Annotated in this window: 22 protein-coding genes; 11 read left to right on the top strand and 11 right to left on the bottom strand. The window is 54.6% G+C overall.

Translation table 11 applies throughout. The features are described 5' to 3' along the window. Positions 1-198 precede the first annotated feature (198 nt). Both rhaS and rhaR read left to right on the top strand, forming a co-directional pair. Positions 199-1,020, top strand: coding sequence for an HTH-type transcriptional activator RhaS (gene rhaS / locus EE896_RS09390; protein WP_003853688.1), 822 nt, complete (start codon positions 199-201; stop codon positions 1,018-1,020). Positions 1,021-1,031: 11 nt separating this feature from the next. Next, complete coding sequence (gene rhaR, locus EE896_RS09385; RefSeq protein WP_140915429.1) at positions 1,032-1,898, top strand: HTH-type transcriptional activator RhaR; 867 nt, start codon at positions 1,032-1,034, stop codon at positions 1,896-1,898. A 309-nt stretch (positions 1,899-2,207) separates the two neighbouring features. Here the strand turns inward: rhaR and rhaT are convergent, their stop codons facing one another. Then, positions 2,208-3,242: an L-rhamnose/proton symporter RhaT gene (gene rhaT / locus EE896_RS09380; protein ID WP_039660203.1), complete on the bottom strand. Its 1,035-nt coding sequence runs from the start codon at positions 3,240-3,242 to the stop codon at positions 2,208-2,210. A 359-nt stretch (positions 3,243-3,601) separates the two neighbouring features. Here rhaT and EE896_RS09375 point away from each other — a divergent pair, with 359 nt between their 5' ends. Together EE896_RS09375 and EE896_RS09370 are read left to right on the top strand one after the other, a co-directional pair. After that, positions 3,602-3,925, top strand: a complete 324-nt coding sequence (locus tag EE896_RS09375) for a hypothetical protein (RefSeq protein WP_140033411.1) — start codon at positions 3,602-3,604, stop codon at positions 3,923-3,925. 43 nt (positions 3,926-3,968) lie between these two features. Beyond that, the gene (locus tag EE896_RS09370) at positions 3,969-4,067 is read left to right on the top strand and encodes a YoaK family small membrane protein (RefSeq protein WP_008925225.1); all 99 of its coding nucleotides are present in this window, start codon (positions 3,969-3,971) and stop codon (positions 4,065-4,067) included. A gap of 3 nt (positions 4,068-4,070) precedes the next feature. Here the strand turns inward: EE896_RS09370 and EE896_RS09365 are convergent, their stop codons facing one another. Continuing rightward, a complete protein-coding gene (locus EE896_RS09365) occupies positions 4,071-4,337 on the bottom strand; it encodes a DksA/TraR family C4-type zinc finger protein (protein ID WP_140915431.1) in 267 nt (88 codons plus the stop codon). 194 nt (positions 4,338-4,531) lie between these two features. On the opposite strand from EE896_RS09365, the gene aldA reads away from it, so the two are divergent. Continuing rightward, entirely contained in the window at positions 4,532-5,968 is a 1,437-nt protein-coding gene (gene aldA, locus EE896_RS09360; RefSeq protein ID WP_140915432.1) for an aldehyde dehydrogenase, read from the top strand. Positions 5,969-6,044: 76 nt separating this feature from the next. On the opposite strand, the gene EE896_RS09355 is transcribed toward aldA, so the two are convergent. Together EE896_RS09355 and EE896_RS09350 are read right to left on the bottom strand one after the other, a co-directional pair. Beyond that, a complete protein-coding gene (locus EE896_RS09355; RefSeq protein WP_008925227.1) occupies positions 6,045-7,313 on the bottom strand; it encodes an MFS transporter in 1,269 nt (422 codons plus the stop codon). After that, positions 7,310-8,731 carry a M20 family metallopeptidase gene (locus tag EE896_RS09350; RefSeq protein ID WP_140915433.1) on the bottom strand — a complete coding sequence of 474 codons (1,422 nt, stop codon included), beginning with the start codon at positions 8,729-8,731 and terminating at the stop codon, positions 7,310-7,312. Before EE896_RS09350 ends, EE896_RS09355 begins: the two co-directional genes overlap by 4 nt. A 139-nt stretch (positions 8,732-8,870) precedes the next feature. Here EE896_RS09350 and EE896_RS09345 point away from each other — a divergent pair, with 139 nt between their 5' ends. Then, positions 8,871-9,785, top strand: a complete 915-nt coding sequence (locus EE896_RS09345; RefSeq protein WP_140915434.1) for a LysR family transcriptional regulator — start codon at positions 8,871-8,873, stop codon at positions 9,783-9,785. 43 nt (positions 9,786-9,828) lie between these two features. On the opposite strand, the gene EE896_RS09340 is transcribed toward EE896_RS09345, so the two are convergent. Next, a complete protein-coding gene (locus tag EE896_RS09340; protein WP_140915435.1) occupies positions 9,829-11,424 on the bottom strand; it encodes an ABC transporter substrate-binding protein in 1,596 nt (531 codons plus the stop codon). Positions 11,425-11,551: 127 nt separating this feature from the next. On the opposite strand from EE896_RS09340, the gene pepT reads away from it, so the two are divergent. The 4 genes from pepT to EE896_RS09325 all read left to right on the top strand — a co-directional run bounded on the left by pepT (position 11,552) and on the right by EE896_RS09325 (position 14,486). Beyond that, complete coding sequence (gene pepT / locus EE896_RS09335) at positions 11,552-12,778, top strand: peptidase T (protein ID WP_140915436.1); 1,227 nt, start codon at positions 11,552-11,554, stop codon at positions 12,776-12,778. A 293-nt stretch (positions 12,779-13,071) separates the two neighbouring features. Beyond that, positions 13,072-13,290: a hypothetical protein gene (locus tag EE896_RS22840; protein ID WP_309148308.1), complete on the top strand. Its 219-nt coding sequence runs from the start codon at positions 13,072-13,074 to the stop codon at positions 13,288-13,290. Between the two features lie 33 nt (positions 13,291-13,323). Continuing rightward, positions 13,324-13,605 carry a hypothetical protein gene (locus EE896_RS22835; protein ID WP_309148309.1) on the top strand — a complete coding sequence of 94 codons (282 nt, stop codon included), beginning with the start codon at positions 13,324-13,326 and terminating at the stop codon, positions 13,603-13,605. A gap of 401 nt (positions 13,606-14,006) precedes the next feature. Beyond that, complete coding sequence (locus EE896_RS09325; RefSeq protein ID WP_140915437.1) at positions 14,007-14,486, top strand: Hcp family type VI secretion system effector; 480 nt, start codon at positions 14,007-14,009, stop codon at positions 14,484-14,486. A gap of 79 nt (positions 14,487-14,565) precedes the next feature. Here the strand turns inward: EE896_RS09325 and EE896_RS09320 are convergent, their stop codons facing one another. Both EE896_RS09320 and EE896_RS09315 read right to left on the bottom strand, forming a co-directional pair. Further along, positions 14,566-15,342 carry a transporter substrate-binding domain-containing protein gene (locus EE896_RS09320; protein WP_003853710.1) on the bottom strand — a complete coding sequence of 259 codons (777 nt, stop codon included), beginning with the start codon at positions 15,340-15,342 and terminating at the stop codon, positions 14,566-14,568. A 60-nt stretch (positions 15,343-15,402) separates the two neighbouring features. Continuing rightward, on the bottom strand, positions 15,403-16,569 hold the full coding sequence (locus EE896_RS09315; RefSeq protein ID WP_078804431.1) for a methionine aminotransferase: 1,167 nt from the start codon (positions 16,567-16,569) through the stop codon (positions 15,403-15,405). 124 nt (positions 16,570-16,693) lie between these two features. Between EE896_RS09315 and EE896_RS09310 the strand changes: the two genes are divergently transcribed. Then, entirely contained in the window at positions 16,694-17,575 is an 882-nt protein-coding gene (locus EE896_RS09310; protein ID WP_140915438.1) for a LysR family transcriptional regulator, read from the top strand. Here the strand turns inward: EE896_RS09310 and EE896_RS09305 are convergent. The 4 genes from EE896_RS09305 to EE896_RS09290 all read right to left on the bottom strand — a co-directional run bounded on the left by EE896_RS09305 (position 17,533) and on the right by EE896_RS09290 (position 24,109). After that, a complete protein-coding gene (locus EE896_RS09305; RefSeq protein WP_140915439.1) occupies positions 17,533-19,197 on the bottom strand; it encodes a methyl-accepting chemotaxis protein in 1,665 nt (554 codons plus the stop codon). The genes EE896_RS09310 and EE896_RS09305 overlap by 43 nt on opposite strands. A 217-nt stretch (positions 19,198-19,414) precedes the next feature. Then, entirely contained in the window at positions 19,415-20,935 is a 1,521-nt protein-coding gene (locus EE896_RS09300; protein ID WP_140915440.1) for a carboxylesterase/lipase family protein, read from the bottom strand. Positions 20,936-21,363: 428 nt separating this feature from the next. After that, a complete protein-coding gene (gene hglS, locus EE896_RS09295) occupies positions 21,364-22,707 on the bottom strand; it encodes a 2-oxoadipate dioxygenase/decarboxylase HglS (RefSeq protein ID WP_039660191.1) in 1,344 nt (447 codons plus the stop codon). 67 nt (positions 22,708-22,774) lie between these two features. Further along, complete coding sequence (locus EE896_RS09290) at positions 22,775-24,109, bottom strand: MFS transporter (RefSeq protein ID WP_003853721.1); 1,335 nt, start codon at positions 24,107-24,109, stop codon at positions 22,775-22,777. Positions 24,110-24,386 lie beyond the last annotated feature (277 nt).

Genomic DNA, 24,386 nt, shown 5'->3' with positions numbered 1-24,386 from the left:
GACTGGCAAAGAACTTCGTGAGAGAGATCACAGAGGCAGCAGTGAGGAGGATGTGACACCTGCCGCAAAATGATTAACTGCTGAGGATATCTTGAAAAATCAGCGTGATTCCTGCTGAGTCAGGATGAAAATTCAAGGTAAGGTGTTGGCGGGCTGATTAGACTGCGTTACGGTTTTGTAAAGTAGCGAGAGAAGATCATGACCATTTTACACAGTGCGGATTTCTTCCCCGAAGGTGATTACGCCATAGCAATTGAACCCCGACACCCGCAGGCAGCCTTTCCGGAACATCATCATGACTTCCATGAGATTGTGCTGGTTGAACAAGGCGCCGGCATTCATGTATTCAATGGTCAGCCACAAACGCTTTGCGCGGGGTGCGTCTGCTTTGTTCGGGATCACGATCGTCATCTCTATGAGCAGACAGATAATCTTTGCCTGACCAACGTGCTCTATCGCAGTCCCGGCGCGTTTCGCTTTCTCTCCGGGCTACAGGCCTTACTGCCCCGCGATCAGGATGGGCAATATCGCTCTCACTGGCGCATCAATCACAAAGTGATGACGCAGGCGCTGTGTGTGGCATCGCAAATGCAGCCCGATGAGAGCTGGTCGCTGGAGAAGCAGGCACGACAGGAGCAGCTTTTTTTACAGCTGCTGGTGCTGTTGCGAGAAGCATGCATTGACGGACAGAGTCAGGATCTGGAGGCACGGTTGCATCGCCTGCTTGACTGGCTGGGCGATCACTACAGTGACGAGATTGTCTGGGATGAGCTGGCCGATCGCTTCTCACTGTCGCTGCGTACGTTGCATCGGCAAATGAAGCAGCAGACCGGCAGCACGCCGCAGCGCTATCTTAACCGTCTGCGGCTATTACAGGCCCGTCATCTGCTGCGTCACAGTGATATGCGCATTACTGATATTGCCTTCCAGTGTGGATTTGGTGACAGTAACCATTTCTCAACGCTGTTCAGGCGCGAATTTGGCTGCGCACCGCGAACGGAGCGTCAGCAAATGCTGTAATGGAGGCGAACATGGCGTTGATACTCAGTCGGGATGACTATTTTCCCGCCACTACTTTGCCGGTGGCGGTGGCTGAAAGGATGCCACAACCCTCTTTCCCGCCGCACCGACACACGTTCAGCGAAATCGTGATTGTCTGGCGCGGCAACGGCCTGCATATCCTCAACGATCGTCCCTGGCTGATAACCTGCGGCGACGTTTTTTACATCCGCGACAGTGATTGCCACAGCTACGACAGCGTCAATGATTTGGTGCTGGATAACATCCTCTATTGCCGCGATCGCTTTGGTCTTGCCCTTGACTGGAACCATTTGCTGCCGCAACAGGGCGCGGATGAACCGGGCGGCTGGCGGCTGACCACGCGAGGGATGGCGCTGGCACGGGGCGTGATCAGCCAGCTGGAACGAGAAAGCCGCAAAAGCGATCCGCTGTCCGTGCAGCTCTCAGAGGCGCTGTTTTTACAGCTGGCGCTGATTCTGCGTCGCCACGGCTACGCCGCTGACCGTCCATGGGCGTTACCGGAGGGTGAACAGCTGGATCTGCTGATGTCGGCTTTACAGGGTGCGATTGCCCGCCCCTTCGATCTGGCGGCGTTTTGCCAGCAGAATCGACTCAGCGAACGGGCGCTGAGGCAGCTTTTCCGTCAGCAGACCGGCATGACCATCGGTCATTACCTGCGCCAGCTTCAGCTCTGTCAGGCAAAATATCTGCTGCGCACCCAGGATTGTCTGATTAGTGAGGTCGCCGCCCGCTGCGGTTTTGATGACAGTAACTATTTTTCTGTCGTCTTCACCCGTGATACCGGGTTAGCGCCCAGCGCCTGGCGTCAGCGATTTATTGCGCCCCGGCAGGCACTGAAGAGTGCCGAGTCTGACTAAAAAGGGCCTGCATAGCAGGCCCTTTCAGGTTACAGACAAAAGCAGCCCTGCATTGTTGTGAAATAGTGTTTTTACAGGGAACAGGATCAGACTGGAAAGACGCTAGAGCCGTGATCCGTGACATGACCGGCCCGCGCGATTACGCACCTCATGGATGAGGTGCGCCCGTGGCCGGGCCAACGCGTTGCGTTGTTCAAAAAAGCTCCCGGCGTTTTTGTCGAAGGCGGCGGGACGCTTTCCTCTTCTGACCCCGTCTCCTGCACGTTCTGCTAATAGGTTGCTGTAACTTAACTCCGACGGAGTGAGCAATCAGGCCGCCATGCCCAGACCGACTATATTGGCGGCAATGATAATCACCACACAGCCGAGCGACAATACGCTCACCGGACGACGTCCCGCAGACTTCCACTCTTTCAGCAGCAGCCCAACCAGCCCCCCGCATAAGACATAAAGACTCATGTGCAGCATCCAGCTGACATAGTCATACTGTGCCGGGATTCGCGCATGTCCCCAGGCGTAGAAGAAGAACTGCAGATACCACATGGTGCCGCCAAGCACGGCAAACGCGGTATTCGCAATCAGCAGTGACTTCCCGACGGAAAAGTCTTTATGCACTGACAGCTCCGGCCGGGTGGCCAGCCGCCAGAAACAGAAGCCCAGATTGACCAGCGCCCCGCCGCCCATGATGACCACGTAACTGGGTAAGGCCACATAAAGCGGATCGATGCCGAGATTAGCGGCAGCCTGATGCATCGGTTTCGCCGCATCCATCGCAAACGACATGCCTGCCGAGAAAATGCCGCACATCACCGCCAGCACCAGTCCCTTTTTGAGATTGAATTCCTCCGCGTTGATCCCCAGCGCGCGCTCCTTTAACAACCCGGCGCGTGTCACAATCCCCACGCCAATCAGCGCCACCATGACCCCCAGTAGCGTTAACCGGCCACCCGACGAGGCGAACAGCTCACCAAAGCGCCCTTGCAACAGCGGCGTCATCAGCGTACCAACCACCAGGGTGATGCCAATCGCGATACCAATACCCATCGACATCCCGAGATAGCGCATGGTCAGACCATAGTTGATATTGCCTATTCCCCACATCGCGCCAAACAGAAATACCGGCGTGAGTTGCGACAGCGTAAAACTGCTGTAATAGGCCATAACGTTCGGCAGCAAAATGGCACTCACCGTCCAGGGCAGGATTAGCCACGACATCAGGCCGCCAATTGACCACATGGTTTCCCATGACCATCTTTTCACCTGTTTAAACGGCGCATAGAAACACGCCGCGCTGGCTGCGCCGACAAAATGCCAGAAGATACCCGCAATAATGGCACTGTTCATTGTTATTCCCCGGTTTGGTTGAGGCCTGTCGGAAACCTGTCTGCTTCCGCTCAGCAGGCAGTCTACGTTTTGCAGGAATTCCTCAGCCTTTGGATAAATGCCGGAAACCGCAGCAGCGTGGCAATTTCTGACCGTTATTCCTGTCAGGGATCACAATTTCACAGTTGTTATAAAACTGGACCAGCGCAAAGGTAACTTACTTATTATTCACTGTTTTTTACTATTCTGCTGTGTAGCACAGCACAATTCTGTTATGGCTGCCATAAAGGCTGATGGAGTGGCAAGTCTGCAAAGAAGCCTTTTATAAACCCAGCCAGGATTGTATAAACTGGGGAAAATTGATCGGATCAGGGATTGGGATGACATCAAAATGGTTAACACTGTTTCTTTCGCAGTCAGTCAGCCGGGTGATGCTGGATGACATCAGGGCAATATTACCCGCAGATGCGATAAAGGTGTTTGTGAATGGCCTGGATGAAACGCACTATGCCACCATCGAGTGTGTGCAGTCAGAACAGCATTGCGCTCTCATCGCCTCAGCGATTGTAGTCTGGCGTCAGCTCGGCCATGTGCATCATATTGTCTATAAAAAAGGGGAAGTGTTGCGCGAAGAGAGTGATGCAACGCAGTTTCAGCTCTTTACCCTGCTGAAAACCCATCGCGCCGTTCTCCAGATCTCATGATAAGATCGTGGCCCCTGAAAACGCTGTTTGCAGCAGGTTGAATATGAGAATTGGAATTTTGTTTCCGATCGCCATTATTGTGGCGGGTGTAGGGTTTCTGGCATGGTTTATTGGCAGCGGCCTGGCGATGCCAGGCTCCTGAGGGTTAGCGCAGCTGACTATCTTTACTGCCCCGACGATTATACAGGCTGGTGCTATGCTGCTGTTTGTCGATTTTTTCCTGACACGCCACGCAATAGTGCACGCCTTTAAGTGCCTGACGACGTGCTTCAGGAATTGGCTCGCCGCAGAGTTCGCATTCTGTGGCGCTTTCGCCCTGCCCGATTGACTGCCTTACCCGCTCAATACCGTCGTTCACGGTGCTATCAATCTGTTCCTGTACTGCGCCTTCTGCAGCCCATCCGCTTGCCATTATTTAACCCCTTTCACGACTTCACTTCTTTAAATCTACAACAGATTGACGTTTTTGCCTCAGAACTTACCGATACCTGTGATTGGCTGCCAGCCGATTACGGCACCTGGCACTCAGCTAAAGGTCACGCTTAACGATCTGTTTCACTCTGCAATTACATCACTGCAACATATCGATAGCGGAGAGCAAAGCGAATGACAACACATCATCAACATTACATTAATGGCGAGTTCGTCGCCCATCACGGTGACGCATGGATTGAGGTGATCAACCCGGCCACTGAGGCGCTGCTGTCACGTATTCCCGAAGGCACTCGTCAGGATGCCAGCCGTGCCATCAACGCCGCAGAAGCGGCTCAGCCAGCGTGGGAGGATCTGCCCGCAGTGGAGCGTGGCACCTGGCTGCACAAAATTGCCAGCGCCATCCGCGACCGGGAGCCTGAACTGACGGCAACGATTGTGGCTGAGGGTGGAAAAACCCAGGGACTGGCGAAGACCGAAGTGCTGTTCACCGCCGACTACCTTGATTACATGGCGGAGTGGGCGCGACGTTACGAAGGAGAGATCATCAACAGCGACCGACCCAATGAAAACATCTTTTTGTTCAAAAAAGCGATTGGCGTTACCACCGGGATTTTACCGTGGAACTTCCCCTTCTTCCTGATTGCCCGCAAAGCGGCGCCTGCCCTGATTACTGGCAACACCATCGTGATTAAACCCAGTGAGCTGACGCCAGACAATGCGGCCATTTTTGCCGACATTATTCACACGCTGGGTCTGCCAGCGGGCGTGATTAACATTGTCTACGGTCTGGGTCCGGAAGTGGGACAGGAGCTGGCGGCAAACCCCAAAGTCGGGCTGGTGAGCCTGACCGGTAGCGTCGGCGCAGGTATCGCTACCATGGAAGCCGCTGCTAAAAATGTCACCAAAGTGTCGCTGGAACTGGGCGGCAAAGCCCCGGCTATCGTGATGGATGACGCCGATCTCGATCTGGCGGTTCAGGCAATTGTCAGTTCGCGAATGATCAACAGCGGTCAGGTCTGTAACTGCGCAGAGCGGGTCTATGTGCAGGAAGGCATCTACGCGCGCTTTATCAGCGCGCTGACCACGGCGTTTCAACAGGTTACGTTTGGCGATCCCGCCGAACGCAGTGATATCGACATGGGGCCACTGATTACGGGCGCGGCAAGGGATCGGGTTGAGCAGAAAGTAGCAGACGCCGTCGCCGCCGGCGCCAGAGTGGTGCTGGGCGGCAAGCGCGCCGGCGATAAGGGCTTCTTCTTTGAACCGACGCTGCTTACCGATGTGCGTCAGGAGATGGCGATTATGCAGGAGGAAATTTTTGGCCCGGTGCTGCCGGTGATGAAGTTCAAAACGCTGGATGAGGCGATCGCTTTGGCTAACGACTGCGAGTATGGGCTGACTTCTTCGATTTATACCCGGAATATCAATACCACCATGACCGCGTTGCGAAAGCTGAAGTTCGGCGAGACCTATGTTAATCGTGAGAACTTTGAGGCGATGCAGGGCTTTCATGCCGGATGGCGCAGGTCGGGTATCGGCGGTGCCGATGGGAAACATGGCCTGGAGGAGTATCTGCAGACCCATGTTGCTTACCTGCAGTTCAGTTAAACGCAGGCTCGATCTTACCGCCTCCCGTTCCTGACGTTGTCAGTCACAAAATGGGCCAGCTAACCGGCCCATTTTGCTATGCCACCCGCTTACTGCAGCGCAGCAGCGCGATGCCACTTAGCACTGCCACCGCCATCAGGTAGTAGCCTGGTGCCAGACTGCTGCCGGTAGCGGCAATCAGCATGCTGCAAATCAGCGGCGCAAACCCGCCAAATACTGTCACCGCCACGTTGTAACTGATCGCCATACCGCTGGCGCGGGTGGTCGCCGGAAAGAGATCGGCCATCACCGACGGCACCGTCGAGAAATAGACCGACTTCAGCAGCGCCATCCAGGCCACCAGCAGGATTAACGTAGTGGGCGTGGTGTGATCGACCATCCATTTAAACGCAGGATAGATGGTGGCCATCAATAGCAGCAGCGATCCCCACATCAGCGGCAACCGGCCAATCCGCTCTGCCCACAATCCCATGATGGGCGTCACGACCGTCAGGATAATGCCCGCAATCAGTGTGGCGGTGAAGGCAACCGATCCCGGCAGATGCAGGGTTTTGGTGGCGTAAGTCGGTATGTAGTTGAGCATGTAGTTTACTGCAGTGGAAATCACCATCACGCCTATCGCCAGGGTGATCAGCGCTTTCTGTCGCCCGAACAGCGTCTTCAGCGGCGCGGATTCCTTCTCCTGCGAGGTAAAGCTGGCAGGTTCCTGCACATGACGGCGAATGTAGATACCCAGCGGGCCAATCAGCAGGCCGAAGGCAAACGGAATGCGCCAGCCCCACGCCTGAATATCACTTTCGCTTAGCCAGTGCGTCAGCCCCAGCCCGAATGCGGATGCCATCAGTGTGCTGGCCCCCTGAGTGGCAAACTGCCAGCTGGCGATAAAGGCTTTACGTTCGGGAAAGTGCTCCACCAGAAAGGCAGTGGAACTGCCAAATTCGCCCCCGGCAGAGAAACCCTGAATCAGACGCGCCAGAATGATCAATAGCGGTGCGGCCAGACCGATAGTGGCGTAGCCCGGCATAAACGTAATGATCGCCCCGCCCAGCATCATCAGGTTAATCGACAACAGCAGCGCCTTTTTGCGCCCATGACGGTCGGCATAGTTGCCCAGCACAATGGCGCCCAGCGGACGGATCAGAAAGGAGATACCGAAGCTGCCAAAGGTCAGCAACAGCGACACTGAAGGATCGCTGACCGGAAAGAAAACGTGCGCGATGTAGCTGGCAAAAAAGCCATAGACCGCGATGTCGAACCACTCCAGCGCGTTACCGATGCAGGTGGCGAACAGTGTTTTGTGCAGGCTCGGTTTCACCTGCGAGGTCGTCTGCGCGATGCTGCTCATTGTTCACCTCTCCGCCACTGATGGTGGCGCGTCATCAACTGTTCGCCCTCTTCGCCCAGTTGCCAGAAAAGCCGTGTCATAATCGCCAGGCCTTCACGTGCAATGGAATTGAGCATGTGTTCGTTAACGCCATGCTGGCCGCAGGCGGGATAGGAGTGCGGCACCCACAACGTTGGCAGACCCAGGATATCGGCGAAGACTTCATTGGGCAGTGAACCGCCAAGATTGGGTAACAGCGCCGGTTTTTTACCGCTGCTACGCGCCAGCGTGTCCAGTGCCCAGGCCACCAGCGGATCCTGTGGATCGAGCCGCGTCGCCGGTGAGCCGCGCAGAAACTCCACACTGACGTTATCGAAGCCGTGCTGACGCAGGTGACTTTCGACATGCTGCACCAGGTTTTCCCAGTCAGTGCCGACCACAAATCGCAGCTGACACACCGCCGTGGCGCTGCCCGGAATCGCGTTCATGGGGCGCGCCGGATTGCCGGTTTCAAAGGCCAGCACTTCCAGCGTGTTCCAGCCATAAAGGCGCTCTGCAGGCGTCAGACCTGGCTCACCCCAGCCCTCCGCCAGCGCCGGATCGCCCGGCATACCGCCGACGTCAATATCACTCAGGATTGCACGCACGGCCCCGGTCAACGAGTCAGGTTTAAGCGCAGCGACCTGCAATACGCCCTGGGCATTCACCAGACAGGCGATCGCATTAGCCAGTTGCGTACCGGGATTACTGAGCAGTCCGCCCCAGTTGCCGGAGTGATAGGCGTTGTCACGCGCCCGAATGGTCAGACGAAAGTTCGCCGCACCACGCGAACCCAAAAACAGCGTTGGTCGCACTGCGTTGAGCCGTGGGCCATCAGAGGCGATAAAGAGATCGGCTTTTAACAGCGCCTGCTGCTGCTGGCAGATCGCCGCCAGTCCCGGCGAACTGATCTCTTCGCCCATTTCAAACAGGATTTTGCAGTTAAAGCCCAGCTTTCCACCGCGCGTCTGCCACACCTGTTCCAGCGCCGCGAGGTTGATGCAGTGCTGACCTTTGTTGTCCGCACTGCCACGTCCATACAGGCGATCGCCTTCAGCTGTGAGTTGCCACGGCGATAAGCCTTCGCGCCAGTTTTCATCGTCGCCGAATACCACATCACCATGGCCATAGCAAAGCAGCGTCGGTTTCAGCGGATCTTCAATGCGGGTGGCAATCAGAAACGGCGGGCTGCCTGGCTGGGGATTTTCAAATGGATGTAACGTAAATCCCATCTTCGTCAGTTGCGGGCCAATTTCCTGCTGCAGATAGTGGTCCAGCTCCGCCCCTCTGCTGGCCTGCTGGCTTTCGGTCACACAGGCGACACGCCGTGCCAGCAGTTGCTGAAACTCACCGCTATCGAAATAGTTCATCGCCTGATCAACGGCCTGTTGCTCTGTCATGTTTGCCCTGCCTGTTTTTTTATCGTGCTTTATCTTTGACAAACTTCTCTCTTTGCCACAATTATCAATTTATCGAGTGGGCGTTGCTTTTAAAGCAATGCCTGACTGCCCTTTTATGATGCGTTTTGACGGAGTGGAGATGATAAGCAGCGAGATCCGCTATTTCCTGGCGGTTGTTGAGAGCGGCTCGTTGAGCGCCGCCAGTGAACAACTTTTTGTTGCGGTGTCGGCGATCAGTCGTCAGATTCAGCGGCTGGAGGCACAGGTCGGGGTGCCGCTGTTTGAGCGTCATGCGCGCGGCATGGTGCTGAATGAAGCAGGTGAGATTTTTGCGCATCACGTGCGTAAGAGTCAGCTTGATATGGCGTATGCGCTGGCAGAGATTAAGGGATTGAAAGCGATACGCCGCAGTTTGATCCGCATCGCCTGCACGGATGGTATGGCGTTTAGTCTGCTGCCTGGCCTGCTGGCGGCGTTTCGCCTGACAAACCCGGGCGCGCTGTTTGCGATTAACGTGACGCACTCGCAGGGCGTGGCCGCATGCGTCCGGGCGGGAGAATGCGATGTGGCGCTGCAGTTTAGTCTGCAGCCGGAGCGCAGCGTTGAGGTACTGGGTTCGTGGCCCGCACCGGTGTTGCTGGCGATGCATGAGTCACATCCGCTGGCGTCACGCGAGGTCACGCTAAGCGATTTGCATCGCTGGCCGCTGGCGCTGCCGGGCCATCACACCACCGTCCGGCAGCTGTTTGATCTTTCCTGTCAGATGAATGACTGCGTGGTGGAGCCGGTGCTGACCTGCGACTATTTCGCTACGCTTTATCACTTTTTGCTGCATACGCCGCAGGCGGTAACCATCTGTAGCGCCTTTACGCTGTTGTTTGAGCGCGATGCGCAAAATCTGGTGTTGCGGTCGATGGGGGTGGATCAGTTGAGTCAGCGCACGTTGCAGCTTCAGACGGTGTCGGGCCGTCAGCGCAACGCGGCTTTGACGCTATTTCTGGCGTTTTTGCAGCAGCGGCTGACGGAGATGGATCAGCAGGTGAGGATGGGATAAGGGGCCCACTGATGCGTGGGCCATTGACGTTAACTGCCACGGGTTACTGCTTAATATTAACCTGATAGAAAATATGTTTGCCGAACGGGTCGACCTGATAACCGCTGACCGATTTGCGTACCGGCTCAAAGATGGTGGAGTGCGCAATCATCACGGCAGGCATCTGGTCATGCATTATCTGCTGCGCCTGTAGATAGAGCGCGGTGCGTTTGCCCTGATCCGGCTCGGCGCGGGCTTCGGTGATTAACTTCTCGAACGGCTGGTAGCACCATTTTGAGGAGTTAGAACCGCCCTGCGCAGAGGTACAACTGTACAGCGGGCCGAAGAAGTTATCCGGATCGCCGGTCGCTGTCGTCCAGCCCATCAGCGCCGCCTGATGCTCGCCACTGCGGACGCGCTTCAGGTATTCGCCCCACTCATAGCTGACGATATTGGCTTTGATGCCAACTTTAGCCCAGTCCGACTGAATCATCTCCGCCATGCGGCGCGCATTCGGGTTGTAAGGCCGCTGAACCGGCATCGCCCAGAGCGCAATTTCGGTACCCGGTTTGACGCCAGCCTGTTGCAGCAACGTTTTGGCCTTCTCCGGATCGTAGTCGTAATCCTTCAGATCTTTGTCAGCACTCCAGACGCCCGGCGGCAGGATATTCTTCGCGACCGTGCCGGTGCCTTTGAATATCGCCTCAATGATCGCCGGTTTGTTGATCGCCATCGCCAGCGCCTGGCGCACTTTGACGTTGTCGGTTGGCGCTTTAGTGGTATTAAACGCCAGGAAGCCGGTGTTCAGACCCGCCTTCTGTTCCAGAGTGATGTCCGGATTGGCGCGCATTTTGTCCAGATCGGCGGGGTTCGGGAATGGCATTACCTGACACTCGTTCTTCTCCAGCTTGGCATAACGCACGGAGGCGTCAGGCGTAATACTGAATACCAGCCGATCGAGCTTCGCCTTGCCCTGCCAGTAGTCCGGAAACGCTTTATAGAGGATGCGGGAATCTTTCTGATACTGCACCAGTTCAAAGGGGCCGGTGCCAATCGGGTTCATATCGACCTTCTCCGGCGTCCCCGCTTTCAGCATCGCGTCTGCATATTCCGCCGAGTGGATTGAGGCGAAATACCAGGCGAGATCGGCAAGAAATGGTGCTTCCGGATGAGCAAGCGTGAAGCGCACGGTGTGGTCATCAACCCGGTCAATACCTTTAATCAGCGTGGAGAGTTCCAGGCTTTCGAAGTTGGAATAGGTGCCGCCAGAAACATTGTGGTAGGGATTTTTCGGGTCCATCTGACGCATAAACGAGAAGATCACATCATCGGCGTTGAAGTCGCGGCTGGGTTTGAACTGTTTATTGCTCTGGAACTTCACATTTTTGCGAAGATGGAAGGTGTATACGGTGCCATCCGGGCTGATCTCCCAACTTTCCGCCAGGCTCGGGACCAGATTGGTGGTGCCGGGCGTGAAATCCACCAGCCGATTAAAGACCGGTACGGCACTGGCGTCAACACTGGTTCCGGAGGTATAGAGCTGAGGGTTAAAATTCTCTGGCGATCCCTCAGAACAGTAGACCAGCGTTTTGGCGTTTACGCTGCCAGCCAGCGCTATCCCAGCAGTAACAAGCGCTAAGGTGGCTATCTTGATTTTCATTATCATCCTCGCTTTGTATTGACTTCCGGTGATCACAATATCTAAATGAATCATTCAGATGCTTCATTGATAGCACGATTCGGCACCATAGCGAACCCCGCCAGTGGCTGACTAATAAGGAATAGTGATGACAGACAAACTTGAGTCGCAACTCACCGAACGTTTTTTTCGTTACCTCGCCGTCAGCAGTCAGAGCGATGCTAAATCAACCTCCTTGCCCAGCACCCCGAGTCAGCACGCCATGGCAAAACTGCTGGCGGATGAGCTGCGCGATTTGGGTCTCGATGAGGTGGTAATTGATGAACATGCCACAGTGACGGCAGTAAAACGCGGTAACCGTCCTGACGCACCGCGCATCGGGTTTATTACACACATCGATACCGTTGATGTCGGTTTGTCGCCTGATATTCACCCGCAGATCCTCACCTGGCAGGGCGAAGATCTCTGTCTGAATGCAGAGCAGGATATCTGGCTGCGCCGCGATGAACATCCTGAGATCGCGCCCTATGTGGGTCAGCAGGTGATTTTCAGCGACGGGACCAGCGTGCTGGGCGCTGACAACAAAGCGGCGGTTACTGTAGTGATGACGCTGATGGCCAATCTTAAAGGCGACCACGGCGATATCGTGGTGGCCTTTGTGCCGGACGAAGAGATTGGCCTGCGCGGGGCGAAAGCACTCGATCTGGAATCGCGGTTTAATGTCGATTTTGCCTGGACCATCGACTGCTGCGAACTGGGTGAAGTGGTATATGAAAACTTCAATGGTGCTGCTGCAGAGATTGTGTTTACCGGTGTGCCCGCACACCCGATGTCGGGCAAAGGCGTGCTGGTCAATCCGCTGCTGATGGCACATGACTATATCAGCCTGTTTGATCGCCAGCAGACGCCGGAGCACACCGAAGGTCGCGAAGGCTATATCTGGTTTAATGAGATTCAGGCCAACGCCAGCAAAGCCACGCTAAAGGCCTCCATTCGTGATTTTGACCTCACCAGCTTCGCCGCACGCAAGCAGCAGTTGCAGCAGGCAGCGGAAAAACTCGCAGCGCGTTATCCCACCGGCGACGTGAGCATCACGATCAGCGATATTTACAGCAATATCAGTAATGCACTGGGTGAGGATCGTCGGGCGATTGATTTGATCTTCAGTGCGTTTGCCGCACTGGAAATTGAGCCAAAAGTCATTCCGATGCGTGGCGGCACGGATGGGGCTGCGCTGTCAGCCAAAGGGTTGCTGACGCCGAACTTCTTTACCGGCGCACACAACTTCCACTCACGCTTCGAGTTTCTGCCGATTACGTCCTTCGTGAAATCCTATCAGGTGGCGAAAAAACTCTGTTATCTGGCGGCGGGTTAACAGTTTTATTAATGCTTATATGTACAGGGCTGAAATGGGAAATTCAGCCCTGATTTTGATACAGCCAGTGAAACCTAATCAGCGAATTTTCCACATTAAACGCGCGTTTTATTAAGGCCAGAACCTGCGTTATTCCGTCACTATTATAACTTCACCTCCCAAAAGCACCCTCCTTTTATCCGGTTTATTTTGATGGCGCGCATTAATGAGCACTTAAGCGGATTTACATACATCTTAATGCTCTTTATCTTCAATGAACATTTAAATACGGGGATAATTTAAGGGGTTCAGTTATGCAACACGCTGATGAAATAATCAATTATTTACAGGCGAACGAAATTTTAGCAAAAAAGTTAGATCGGGCCTTTAATGGGGTTAGTGATGCATTATCACATCAGATTGAACACATAGGTTCAGGCGTGCAACGTGCGCTTTATTACACCTCCTGCTTCACAGAAAAATATCAGGAGGTTTGTCAGAAGCAAAAAGTCGAGGACGTAAGATTTGCATAGGGAGTATATCAACAGCTTAGCCATGGTAATGTTGTGATCGATATGCTTAAGATATATTTCGATGGATTATTCAGATTTAAGACAGATCACCAGCTTGAATGGATAAAAAAATCTCTCATGGCCATCAATATACACATTGCCGCCAGTCATCTCACCCAACACGGTTTTTCTTCCGCCGTTACGGCAGCAGTTGCAGTCGGTATGAAAGTGAACCTTGATATGAGCGCGCTAATTGGCGAAGGGCTGGCAGTGCACTTACAATTGCTGGAATTTATGGAGTCATTCAGAAAGCAGCAGATTGCGCCAACCGGTTAAATTACACTTTACCGGTATATTATGCAGCACTCTATGAAAAAGAACTTGAAATGATGTATTTCCTGATTGACCCGTTATTTGTTAACTCGGGAGCCCTCAAAAACACGTCCCCATCCGATAATGAAATTTCAAAAATAATCACGACTATGATTCGATAGCCAAATGATTAAAAATATTATATACCGGATTTTTAAAAGAATATTCAAATCAATGATTGAGGTTTATGCCCCCCCATTTCTTATTCTTACTTTCGCAGTCATCTTCGTGCAGATTTTTCCAGAAGGTCCTTTATGGCCCATTGCAGTCTTTGCCTTAATTGTAATAATGGTTTTTCCACGAATATTCAAATAGCAATGCTAAACATCAGATAATGTCAGAAACCTCAATAAGGAAATAAAATTATGTCTGTACCCGCTCATCTATGGCTTGACGATGAAAACGGTTCACCCATCGTGGGGAGCTGCCAGATGCCACTCCGACTCGGTTCAATAGAGTTAAAGTCGTTCGCGCACCACATCACCATTCCTGTTGATCCCGCCTGGGGAAAACTAACCTGTACGCGTGTTCACAGCCCGATTACTATCGTCAAAGAGTTCGACCAGACAACGTCCGTTCTTTATCGCGCAATCTGTGAAGGACGAATACTTAAAAATGGCACAACAAAAATGTACAGAATTGTGGAGTCAGGCAGCGAGGTTGAATATTTCAATATTATGCTGGAAGGGATTAAGCTCACTACCGTTTCTCCCTATCTTACCCCTAACGGACTAAGCAGCACGCACCTGGAAACACTGGAATTGCGATATCAGGCTATTACCTGGAAATATACGGACGGAAACATTATCTATCGGGATGAATGGAATAACTTTGCAAAGGCTTAAATCTAAGAACTGTTTGATAAAAATGAAGGCTGACATAATCAATCGGAGAGAATCGGGCGCAGAGTGCGCCCGATTCTGTTTATGGCTTCGCGCTCACATCAATGCCCGGGAAGTATTTTTCAGCCAGCTTTTTGATGGTGCCATCGCCCTGCACTTTGGCGATCGCCGCATCAAGAGACTGCTTCAGCTGGGCGTCATCTTTGCGCAGGCCGTAGCCGATGCCCGAGCCAAGAATCGCGTCATCTTCGACCGGCTTGCCGACAAAGCCAAAGCCTTTACCCTGGGGCTTATCAAGGAAACCGGACTGACCGGCAGCAGACATCACCAGCGTGCCATCAAGGCGGCCCGCGACCATATCGTTGTAAACCTGGTTCTGATCCTGATACGACGTGACCGTTACGCCCTGCGTCTCCCAGTGCTTCTTCGCATAGGTTTCCTGAATAGAGCCCTGCAACACGCCGATGTTTTTACCTTTGAGACTGTCGGCGGTCGGTGCCAGATTTTCACCGTTTTTCGCCACAAGCATGGTCGGAATACGGTAGATCGGCTGCGTAAACGCGATGCTTTTGGCGCGCGCTTCGGTGATATTCATCGCCGAGTTGATGGCATCAAATTTTTTCGCCTGCAGCGCCGGGATCAGCGCATCAAAGCTGCTCTCGACCCAGTGGCAGCTGAAATTGCCGGCCTTACAGATAGCGTTGCCCAGCTCAATATCAAAGCCTTCCAGCTCCCCTTTAGCATTGCGGCTTTCAAATGGCGGATATTGTGACTCTACGCCGTAACGTAAATCCTGTGCCAGTGCCTGTACCGATGTCATCATGCCCAGAGCAAGAAAAAGCGCGTTCAGTTTCTTCATTATTTACCCCGAAAAGTCCTGGTTACCTGTTCCCGATGCTGCCTCACGCGGTGGCGTGATTCAGTGAGAAAAAGCAGATAGCGCCGCTGCGCCAGCCTCTAGTGTCGCCTCGTCTTTCGCAAATGAGAGACGAATCAGTTTGTTGTCTGTGCCATCCATATAAAACGCCGACAGCGGTATGGTGGCCACACCGTGATCGACGATGAGACGTTTTACCATTTCACTGTCCGGCTCGTCACTGAAATGTCCATAGCTGGCGAGCATAAAGAACGAACCGGCACTCGGCAGCAGCTGGAACGGCGAATTTTGCATCAGGGTGATCAGGCGATCGCGTTTCTGCTCATAGAAGGCGCTGAGCGACAGGTAGTTCTCCGGCCGCTGCAGGTAGTGTGCGAAACCCACCTGCATCGGCGTGTCGGCGGCGTACATCATAAACTGATGCACTTTCACCAGTTCGGTCATCAGCGCTGCCGGCGCCAGGCAGTAACCCACCCGCCAGCCCGTGACGTGGAAGGTTTTACCAAACGAGGAGACGATGACGCTGCGCGCCGCCAGTTCCGGGTGCGTTGCCATGCCACAGTGAGAGTGACCATCAAACACAATATGCTCATAGACTTCATCGGAGAGCACCACGATATCGGTATTGCGAATTAACGCTGCCAGCTGATTAAGGTCATCAGGCGTCAGTACCTGCGCGCTGGGGTTGTGCGGTGTATTAATGATGATCATGCGGGTGCGCGGTGTGATCGCCGCCCGCAGCGCATCCCAGTCGATGGCAAATGACGGCACCTGTAACTTCAGGCCTATCGGCGTACCGCCCTGCAACCGCACCACCGGTGCATAGCTGTCAAATGCCGGTTCAAAGAAGATCACTTCATCGCCCTGATGCACCAGCGCGGTAATCGCCATATAAAGCCCCTGGCTGGCGCTGCCGGTGATCAGCACTTCACGGGCAGGATCATATTTCTGGCCATAGAGCGCCTCCACTTTACTGGCGAGCGCCTCGCGCAAGGCCGGCAGGCCCATCATGGCGGCATACTGATTATGACCCTCCAGCATCGCGCGACTGACAGAGTCGACCAGCGCCGGATCGCAGGGGAAGTTGGGCGCACCCTGCGACAGGTTGATCGCCTGATGCTGCGCCGAGAGCTGGCCAATCACGCTGAAAATAGTGGTGCCGACGTCCGGCAATTTTGAGTGGATAGCGACAGGCGTTTTCAGGGACATAGTCTCTCCGTCAGGGGCATAACCGATCAGATGCGGTAAACGCTATTCAACGGGCTGCCACTTGAGTCGGCAAGCGAAATGTCGTCATAATAGCCATGACAAAAATGCATAGCTGAGGTTCACTGTGTCACGCTTATCGCTGCCGGTTAATGCCATTCACGCCTTTCTGGTGACCGCCCGTCATCTCAATCTGACCCATGCAGCCCGTGAGCTGTGTCTGACTCAGGGTGCCGTCAGTCGCAAGATCGCCGCGCTGGAGCAGTGGCTGGGTGTCACACTGTTTGATCGCCACGCGCGTGGCCTGCGGCTCACGCCACAGGGCGCCGCGCTGCTACCCGAATTGCAGCAGGGTTTTGAACTGATGGTTAAGGCCAGCGAGAAAGTCCGCCGCAGTCAGGTCAGCATTCGCCTGAAAGCGCCGACCTGTGCGATGCGCTGGCTGGTCCCCAGGCTGATGGCGCTGGAACAACAGCGCCCTGAACTGCATGTGGCCCTGACGACAACGCTGGATCATGCTACGCAGCTTGAAAATTTTGATGCCGCGATTGTCTATGGCAAGCCGCATCCCGAAGGCGTCTGCCTGTTCTGTGAGTCACTAACACCGGTAATGGCAGCGAATCAGCCCTGCCCGGACTCTCCGGCGGCGCTGACTGCCATGACCTTTTTGCATCCCACCGCAGACACCCGTGACTGGCAGTGCTGGCTGAAAGCGCAGCAGGTCACACTCAGCATGAAGCGAAACCAGCATTTTGCCACGATGGATTTAGCGATCAGTGCAGCGATTCAGGGATTTGGCGTGGCGATTGCCGACAGCAATCTGGTGGAGAGTGATATCGCCAGCGGCAGGCTGATTAAGCCGTTCGCTGGCGAGGTTAAAACGGGCGCCGTTTACAGTCTACTGCAACGGCCTGCGCAGGATGCGCCACCGTTCCTGGCGGAACTGGTGGCGTGGCTTAGCCGGGATCAGAAGGTGACCCAGTCGCCATTATCAGCAGGTTTGGCCTGAGGCGCACTTAGCACCGGGGCTTTTGGCGCAGCCGGTTTATTGCCGGTGACAGGTGCGCTCTGGCGTTCACTGGAAAGACGGAACTTCGACACAGAGGCCTGCAGCGCTTCTGTCTGCAGCGCCAGCGCGCTTGCGGCGGCGGAAACCTCTTCAACCAGTGAGGCGTTTTGCTGCGTGACACTGTCCATTTCTGTGACTGCTGTTCCCACCTGAGAAATGCCTTTGCTCTGCTCTTCTGAGGCGGAGGCGATCTGTTTCATAATCGCATCCACATCCTGTACCGATTTCAGAATATTATTCATGGTGCCGCCGGTGGTGCTCACCAGCTCGGCGCCTTTACCCACACGCTGAACGGACTCTTCAATCAGAGTCGCGATCTCTTTGGCCGCATTGGCACTGCGCTGGGCAAGGTTACGTACTTCAGACGCCACTACAGCAAAACCCCGACCCTGTTCACCGGCACGAGCCGCTTCAACGGCGGCGTTCAGCGCCAGAATATTGGTCTGGAAAGCGATACCGTTAATCACGTTGGTGATCTCAGCAATTTTCTTCGAACTGCCTGAAATGCCATCCATGGTGCTGACCACTTCGCTGACCAGCTGGCCGCCTCGCTGTGCCGTCGTGGTGGCGGTTTCAGCCAGCAGGCTGGCCTGACGGGCGTTATCAGCGTTGAATTTCACCGTAGCAGTCAACTGCTCCATGCTGGCTGCAGTCTGCTCCAGCGCAGCGGCCTGCTCTTCAGTGCGTGATGAGAGATCATTGTTACCTGCAGAAATTTCTGCCGCCCCACGCGAGATATTCTCAGTACCGCTGCGAATGGCGCTAACCGCTTCACGCAGGCTATCCTGCATGGCGCTCAGCAGCGGAACCAGTTTACCCACACAGTTGCGACCGAATTCATTGACCGGCTGGCTGAGGTCACCCGTGGCAATCACGGCGAAATGGTTGCGAATGCTTTCCAGCGGACGAACCAGCATCGTTACCAGATAGCGGTCGGTAAACAGCAGAATAAACAGACCAATGATGACCGTGATGGTAATTATTGTTTTCGTCGTCGCGGTGAGGTGATCAACTTCAACGCGGGTGGTATCCAGCTTTTGAGCTGCACCCTGACTGAATTTCTCTGCGCTGACGCCAAACGCGCGGCTTAATGCCGGAGTGACGTTGTTCGCCTGCTGGCGATAAGCATCAGGTGTTGGCTGACGCGCCAGCTGAAATTGTGGCGTTACGCCTTCATCCAGCAGCTTCTGCCAGCTCTGAATCACACCATCCACGACTTCCGGGTTCATCGGACCGGGGGCGAGCTGTTTGAAGCGTGCCAGTTGCTGGGTCATACCATCCAGCGCCTGTTGCACCGGCGCGTACGATTCGTCGGTCAGGGTTTTACCTGCCGCTTTGCTTTCCATCACACGGGACAAGCGCGTGACAACACGAAAATATTGATCGTTTCCTTTGCTCAGCACCGTCATTTGCTCAACCAGATGACGGTCAACCTCGTTGCCTTCGCTGAGCGCGCCAAGAGAGTGGATGCTATACAGCCCGACGCCGGTCCACAGTAAGCAAAACAGCCCCAGAATCGTGAGCATCACTGCGCGAATGGTAAAATTTTTGAGCATTCCCATACCAAAATCCTATACACGTTGACCCGCAAGCGTCGGGCATAGGAGGTTTATCGGCACAGGAAGGTGAAAATGTAACTGTTTTGTTACCTATTATTTTACAGCGTCAAATAGGATTTAACGCTGTAAAATTCTCAAATTTTAATACCTTACAGTTAATTAAGCAGATTAATTTCATTTGAAAAATTTAATGATTAGCAGGCTAATCTTAATGGCACACCTACAGCCTGACCAGATGCGTCATTAATAATCTGAAGAGACGCATTCGGGCGCGCATAAAGTTTCGCTTCAGAACCAATCCGCTTTTATGCTCCTGACCAAGTGACATTGTCACATCCTGCCCCGGATGCCAGGCGGGCCAGGCGACCTCGCCTTCCAGCTGGTGCTTATATTCTGTGGCATCTCGGGCGAAGGTAAACCAGTAGTCACTGACCTGCTCAGCAAAGGCCCGATCGGTATCACTGAACGGACGATTTTCGTTGGGATCGGGCATCTGGCTCAAAGTATTCAATACATAGGGCACTTCATTACCGTGCCAGGTACCGTGTGGATAGAGATCGTACGCATGCTCTGAAACATAATCAAACCAGTATCGCCAGCCCGGCATGCCCGCATTGTGCTGTGCCCGCATCACCAGCCATGGCACCAGCGTGAAAGCCATATCGCGTGCCACGGCGCGTCCCAATAGATGATCGTCATGGATGTCATACATCCATTTAAGCGTACGGTAAGTGAGTCGATTTTTGTCGCGTAACTGCTGCAGCACTGCAGTAGCATCAACACCAAAATATTCCAGAACGCTGGCCTCATCGCTGTTACTGCCTGCCATCAGCGGCAGACGGTGCTGTTTTGCCGCCATAAAGGTTTTCAACATGGGCTCAGGCAAAACGGCGTCACCGGCAATGGGTACCGGCGGAATCGCCAGTGGGCCGTCCAGCGACCAGAAGGCGTCAGCGGGCAGTGCGCGCAACGCCTCTGCGCTGACATCGGCCGGCAGTCCAAAATGGCGGGCTACAGCGACGCCCTGCTGACGCGCTTTTTTCAGCGGCGTGTCCGGCAGGCTATAGGCGCTCTGTACGATGCCTTTGTGAAACAGCCCTTCGGCCAGTGGTGAACAGCAGAGTGACAGCACACTGCGCGCACCAGAGGATTCACCGAAAAGCGTCACATTGCGGCGGTCGCCGCCGAATGCAGGAATGTTGCGCTGCACCCACTGCAGTGCGGCAATCTGGTCAAGCAGACCAAAGTTGTTTACCGTGCCCGCGGCAGGATACTCAGCGTCCAGGGCCGGGTGTGAGAAGAAGCCGAGATGACCCAGTCGGTAGTTAAGGGTGACCACCACTGCGCCCCGGGACGCCAGCGGTTTGCCGCTGTACGGTGCCAGGCCGCCCGCACCAATGGTGTAGCCTCCTCCGTGCAGCCACACCATCACCGGCAGCGGCGTTGACGGTTCGACATCGGGTGTCCAGACATTCAGGTAGAGACAATCTTCACTAAACTCACCGGGATCGCCGCCGCCCACAGCCTGGCAATACGTGCGATTTTGCCAGGCAGATGACCCGAACGCCGTGGCATCGCGCACATGCTGCCACGGTATCACTGGCTGAGGCGGGCGCCAGCGTAGTGCGCCCTGCGGTGCCGCCGCATAAGGTATGCCTTTAAATACGAAAAGGTCATCATCCATGCCTCCACGTAACTCTCCCTCAGCAGTCATGATCCTCAGACCCGTTTCGTTTTTCATTCCTGTTTCCCTGTCTAAACGTTCCTCCATTATTTGCAGGCACGCCAGTATTGTCCAGGTACGGAGGGGATTTGCAGAATATGCCGAAGCGAGAGATGCAGGGGTTAACATGCCCATCAACAGGTTAAGAGCGTCAGTGATGACCAGGGATTAACGTTGTTTACGTTTCCCCAGCACGTGAATGCGTTGTCAGCGCCGACGATATCCACATTTCTCACGCGTCCCACGCGTTTTTACTGCAAATAATTAGTCAGTTTTCTAACACATCAGGATACTCACGCCGGTAAATTTGCGCTGGATGGTGAAGCGTCTTTTTTCCAGGTGAACTGAACAGGCCTGATCGATTACCTTCCATCAGGACCATCCGCTTAACAGGGCTGTGGTGAAGAGAGCAACGCGGGCAACGAAGACGTTGCCCGTAGACACTGTCAGGCCTCGCGCAGGCCGCACTGCGCCAGTGAGCGCTGCTGGCGCTCTTCATATAACGCCATTTCATCCAGCACAGGGGTACCCAATGCGGCTTCAAACGCCTGCCGGCTCGCCTGTCCCGCCGAACGAACCTGCGCCCGATCGCCAAGGTTAGACTGAAAAATGCCTGCTGCGCTCACGGGAAGAAAATCCTCATAGGTGATGGGGTCAGCCAGTACACGCCCTTCTTTGATAAGGGTCTCCAGCGATTCCCCCTGGGCAGGCGGCGTAGCAATACCCTTTTCGCTCAGGCGATAATGAAACCACGCCAGTCCCTGCTGGCGCAGCGTGGTTTCGTCGTCAGGGAAATCGCGGAAAATCGTCGACAGATGTTGCTGGTGTTGCTGATTATCCTGACCGCTGCCCGCCTCGCTCAGTAATCGATCGTAGAGTGCGCGTCCTGCGGGCGTCAGCGCTGCCCCGCGCTGCTCAATTTCCCCGAAGCGCGCCGTATGCGTTCCCTGATGACCTTCTTTAAAGATGATCGGCTCTTCCAGCGCTTTAAAGCTGGTTTGACGTAACAGGATGGGGACCTGACGACGAGGCGGCCCCTCGATCAGGGTTTTCGGATCGATACCGCGCGACGGCATCAGTTGCTGGACACGGTCGATATCCAGTGTGCGCGGCGTAAGATGGTTGATGTGACAACCGGGAAAGCAGACTACATCCGCAATCAGCCGGTGCTGCTGGTTCAGCGCCTGATAGGTCTGGCTGTCTACACTGCTGTGAGCATGCCAGCGGAAGGTTTCCAGCGCTTCAGTCACAAATTCACCGGCCTGCTCCTCCGTTAATCCGCCCTGCTGCTGATGCAGTTGCAGCAACGCCCGGCAACGGGGAGTGAAAATGTTGCGCGCAGAGAGAATCTCCGCCGCTTTTTCGCGCAGCGCCGCATCGTCGATCAGTTCAGGGCGTAACAGCGAGGTAAAGACCCGGAAGGGGTTGCGCCGCAGTGCCGCATCGGTTACTGGCCGGAACGCGGTGGAGTGCACCGGCACCCCTGCCTGAGAGAGATCGTAATAGCCAACCGGATGCATTCCCATCACTGCAAACACCTGTCGCAGTGTGGCGAGTTCGTCTGCGGTGCCGACACGGATCGCGCCATGACGTTCAACATTAAGTCGGCCGATTTCATCAGCAGCCGTGAGGCGATCTTTCAGCGCACTATCCGCTTCCAGTACGCGTTCATTAACGGTTGCGACCAACTGCATCAGCGTGCCATATTGCGGCACTTCCTGCTGATACATGGCTGACATTGCCTGAGAGAAACGGGTGCGGATGAGGTCCGCACTGATAAAGTTGTCCATCTTATCCACCTGACACCATGATCGTTGCTGCTAATGTAATGCAACGCGCTGGCGCCAGTGGAAAAAATCACGAATCTGTGATCGGCTTAAAGCCATAGCGGTTTTTTAACAGCAGCATCAGGGTAGTGATCACAGCCGGTATCGCCAGCAGCAGAAAGATAACGCTGAAAGACCAGCCGAGTGACATCATCTCTGCACCGACGAAAGCGCTTAAAATCGCACCAATGCGGCCCACACCATGCATCCAGCTGGAGCCAGTGGCGCGTGCGTGCGTGGGATAGTAGCTGGCGGATAAGGCATTCATGCCGGTGTTAGCGCCGTTGAAACAGAAGCCACTGCAAAAAGCGATTGCGCTCATCATGCCCACTTCGGCTGGCGAAAAGCCAAGGGCCACGATAAACAGCCCGCCACAGCCGTAAATCGCTGCCAGCGCCAGATTGGCATTAAAGCGATCCATCATCCAGCCTGCAAACAACGATCCCAGCGTCCCGCCAGCCTGATACATCGCGGTGATAATCGCCGCTTCGGTGACAGACATGCCCAGCGTGTTGACCAGTGATGGCAGCCAGCTGCCAATCAGGTAGACCATGAACAGTCCCATAAAATAGCCACCCCACAGCATCGTGCTGCCAAACAGATAGCGGCGTGACAGGACGGTGCCGATCGCGCCACCCGCCGGCACGCTGACTTCCGGCGCGTGAAACGCACAGTCTGGTCGGGTTTTGCCCGGCATCATCCGATCAAGGATGGCGTGAATGCGGGCAGCCGGTGCACCACGACTGATGAGGAATCGCACGGATTCCGGCAGGCCACGAATCAGTAATGGCAGCACCAGCAGCGGCAGTATGCCGCCCAGTAGCAGCACGGAGTGCCAGTTATAGCGCGGGAGCAGCCATGAAGCGGCAAATCCCCCGCTGGCCGCGCCAAAGGTGAAGCCGCAGAACACAACGGTGATAAGAAATGCCCGCCGCCGTTCAGGCGCATACTCCGCCACCAGCGTACCGACGTTGGGCATTGCGGCACCCAGCCCCAGCCCGGTCAGGAAGCGGAACAGCATCATCTGTTCAATGTTTTGTGACAGCGCGGTTGCCAGCGTCCAGAGACCAAAAAAGAAAACGCTTAAGATAATCATCATGCGACGGCCATAACGGTCAGCCAGCGGCCCCGCTACCATCGCACCCAGCGCCAGACCGATTAAGGCGGCGCTGATGACAACGCCGAGCTGATGATTTGTTACGCCCCACGCGGCTTTAAGCGTCGGCGCAATAAAACCCATAATCGCAATGTCCATGCCATCGAGTGCTACCACGATAAAGCAGAGAGCAATGAGCCGCTTTTGCCAGGGGCTCAGTTGCTGCTGGTTGATAAGCTGGCGGACATCTACCGCCTCGATGCTGGTCAATGAACACTCCCTGAGTAAAGAAATCTGGCATCAGTTTAAGTAAAAAAAACGGCGTTTATGATAGCCGATCGTTAACCTTAAGCGGTCAGATTTTTGTTTGATAGTGAGAATCATTCATATTCATGCAATTAAGTCGTTGATTTCTCTTTAACCAGAGAATGAACACATTACAACCGTTTTAAGATGAATGCTTGAAAATCATGGTCTTAAACAGCGAAGCGGTCATTCCCGTGCTTTTGTTAAAAAAAATTTGCAGCAAAGTTAACAGAATTCATTA

Origin of the sequence: Pantoea eucalypti (assembly GCF_009646115.1) — a bacterium.
Lineage (GTDB): Bacteria > Pseudomonadota > Gammaproteobacteria > Enterobacterales > Enterobacteriaceae > Pantoea > Pantoea eucalypti.
The sequence above is the reverse complement of the archived record's forward strand: the minus strand, read 5'-3'. Positions and strand labels throughout refer to the sequence as shown.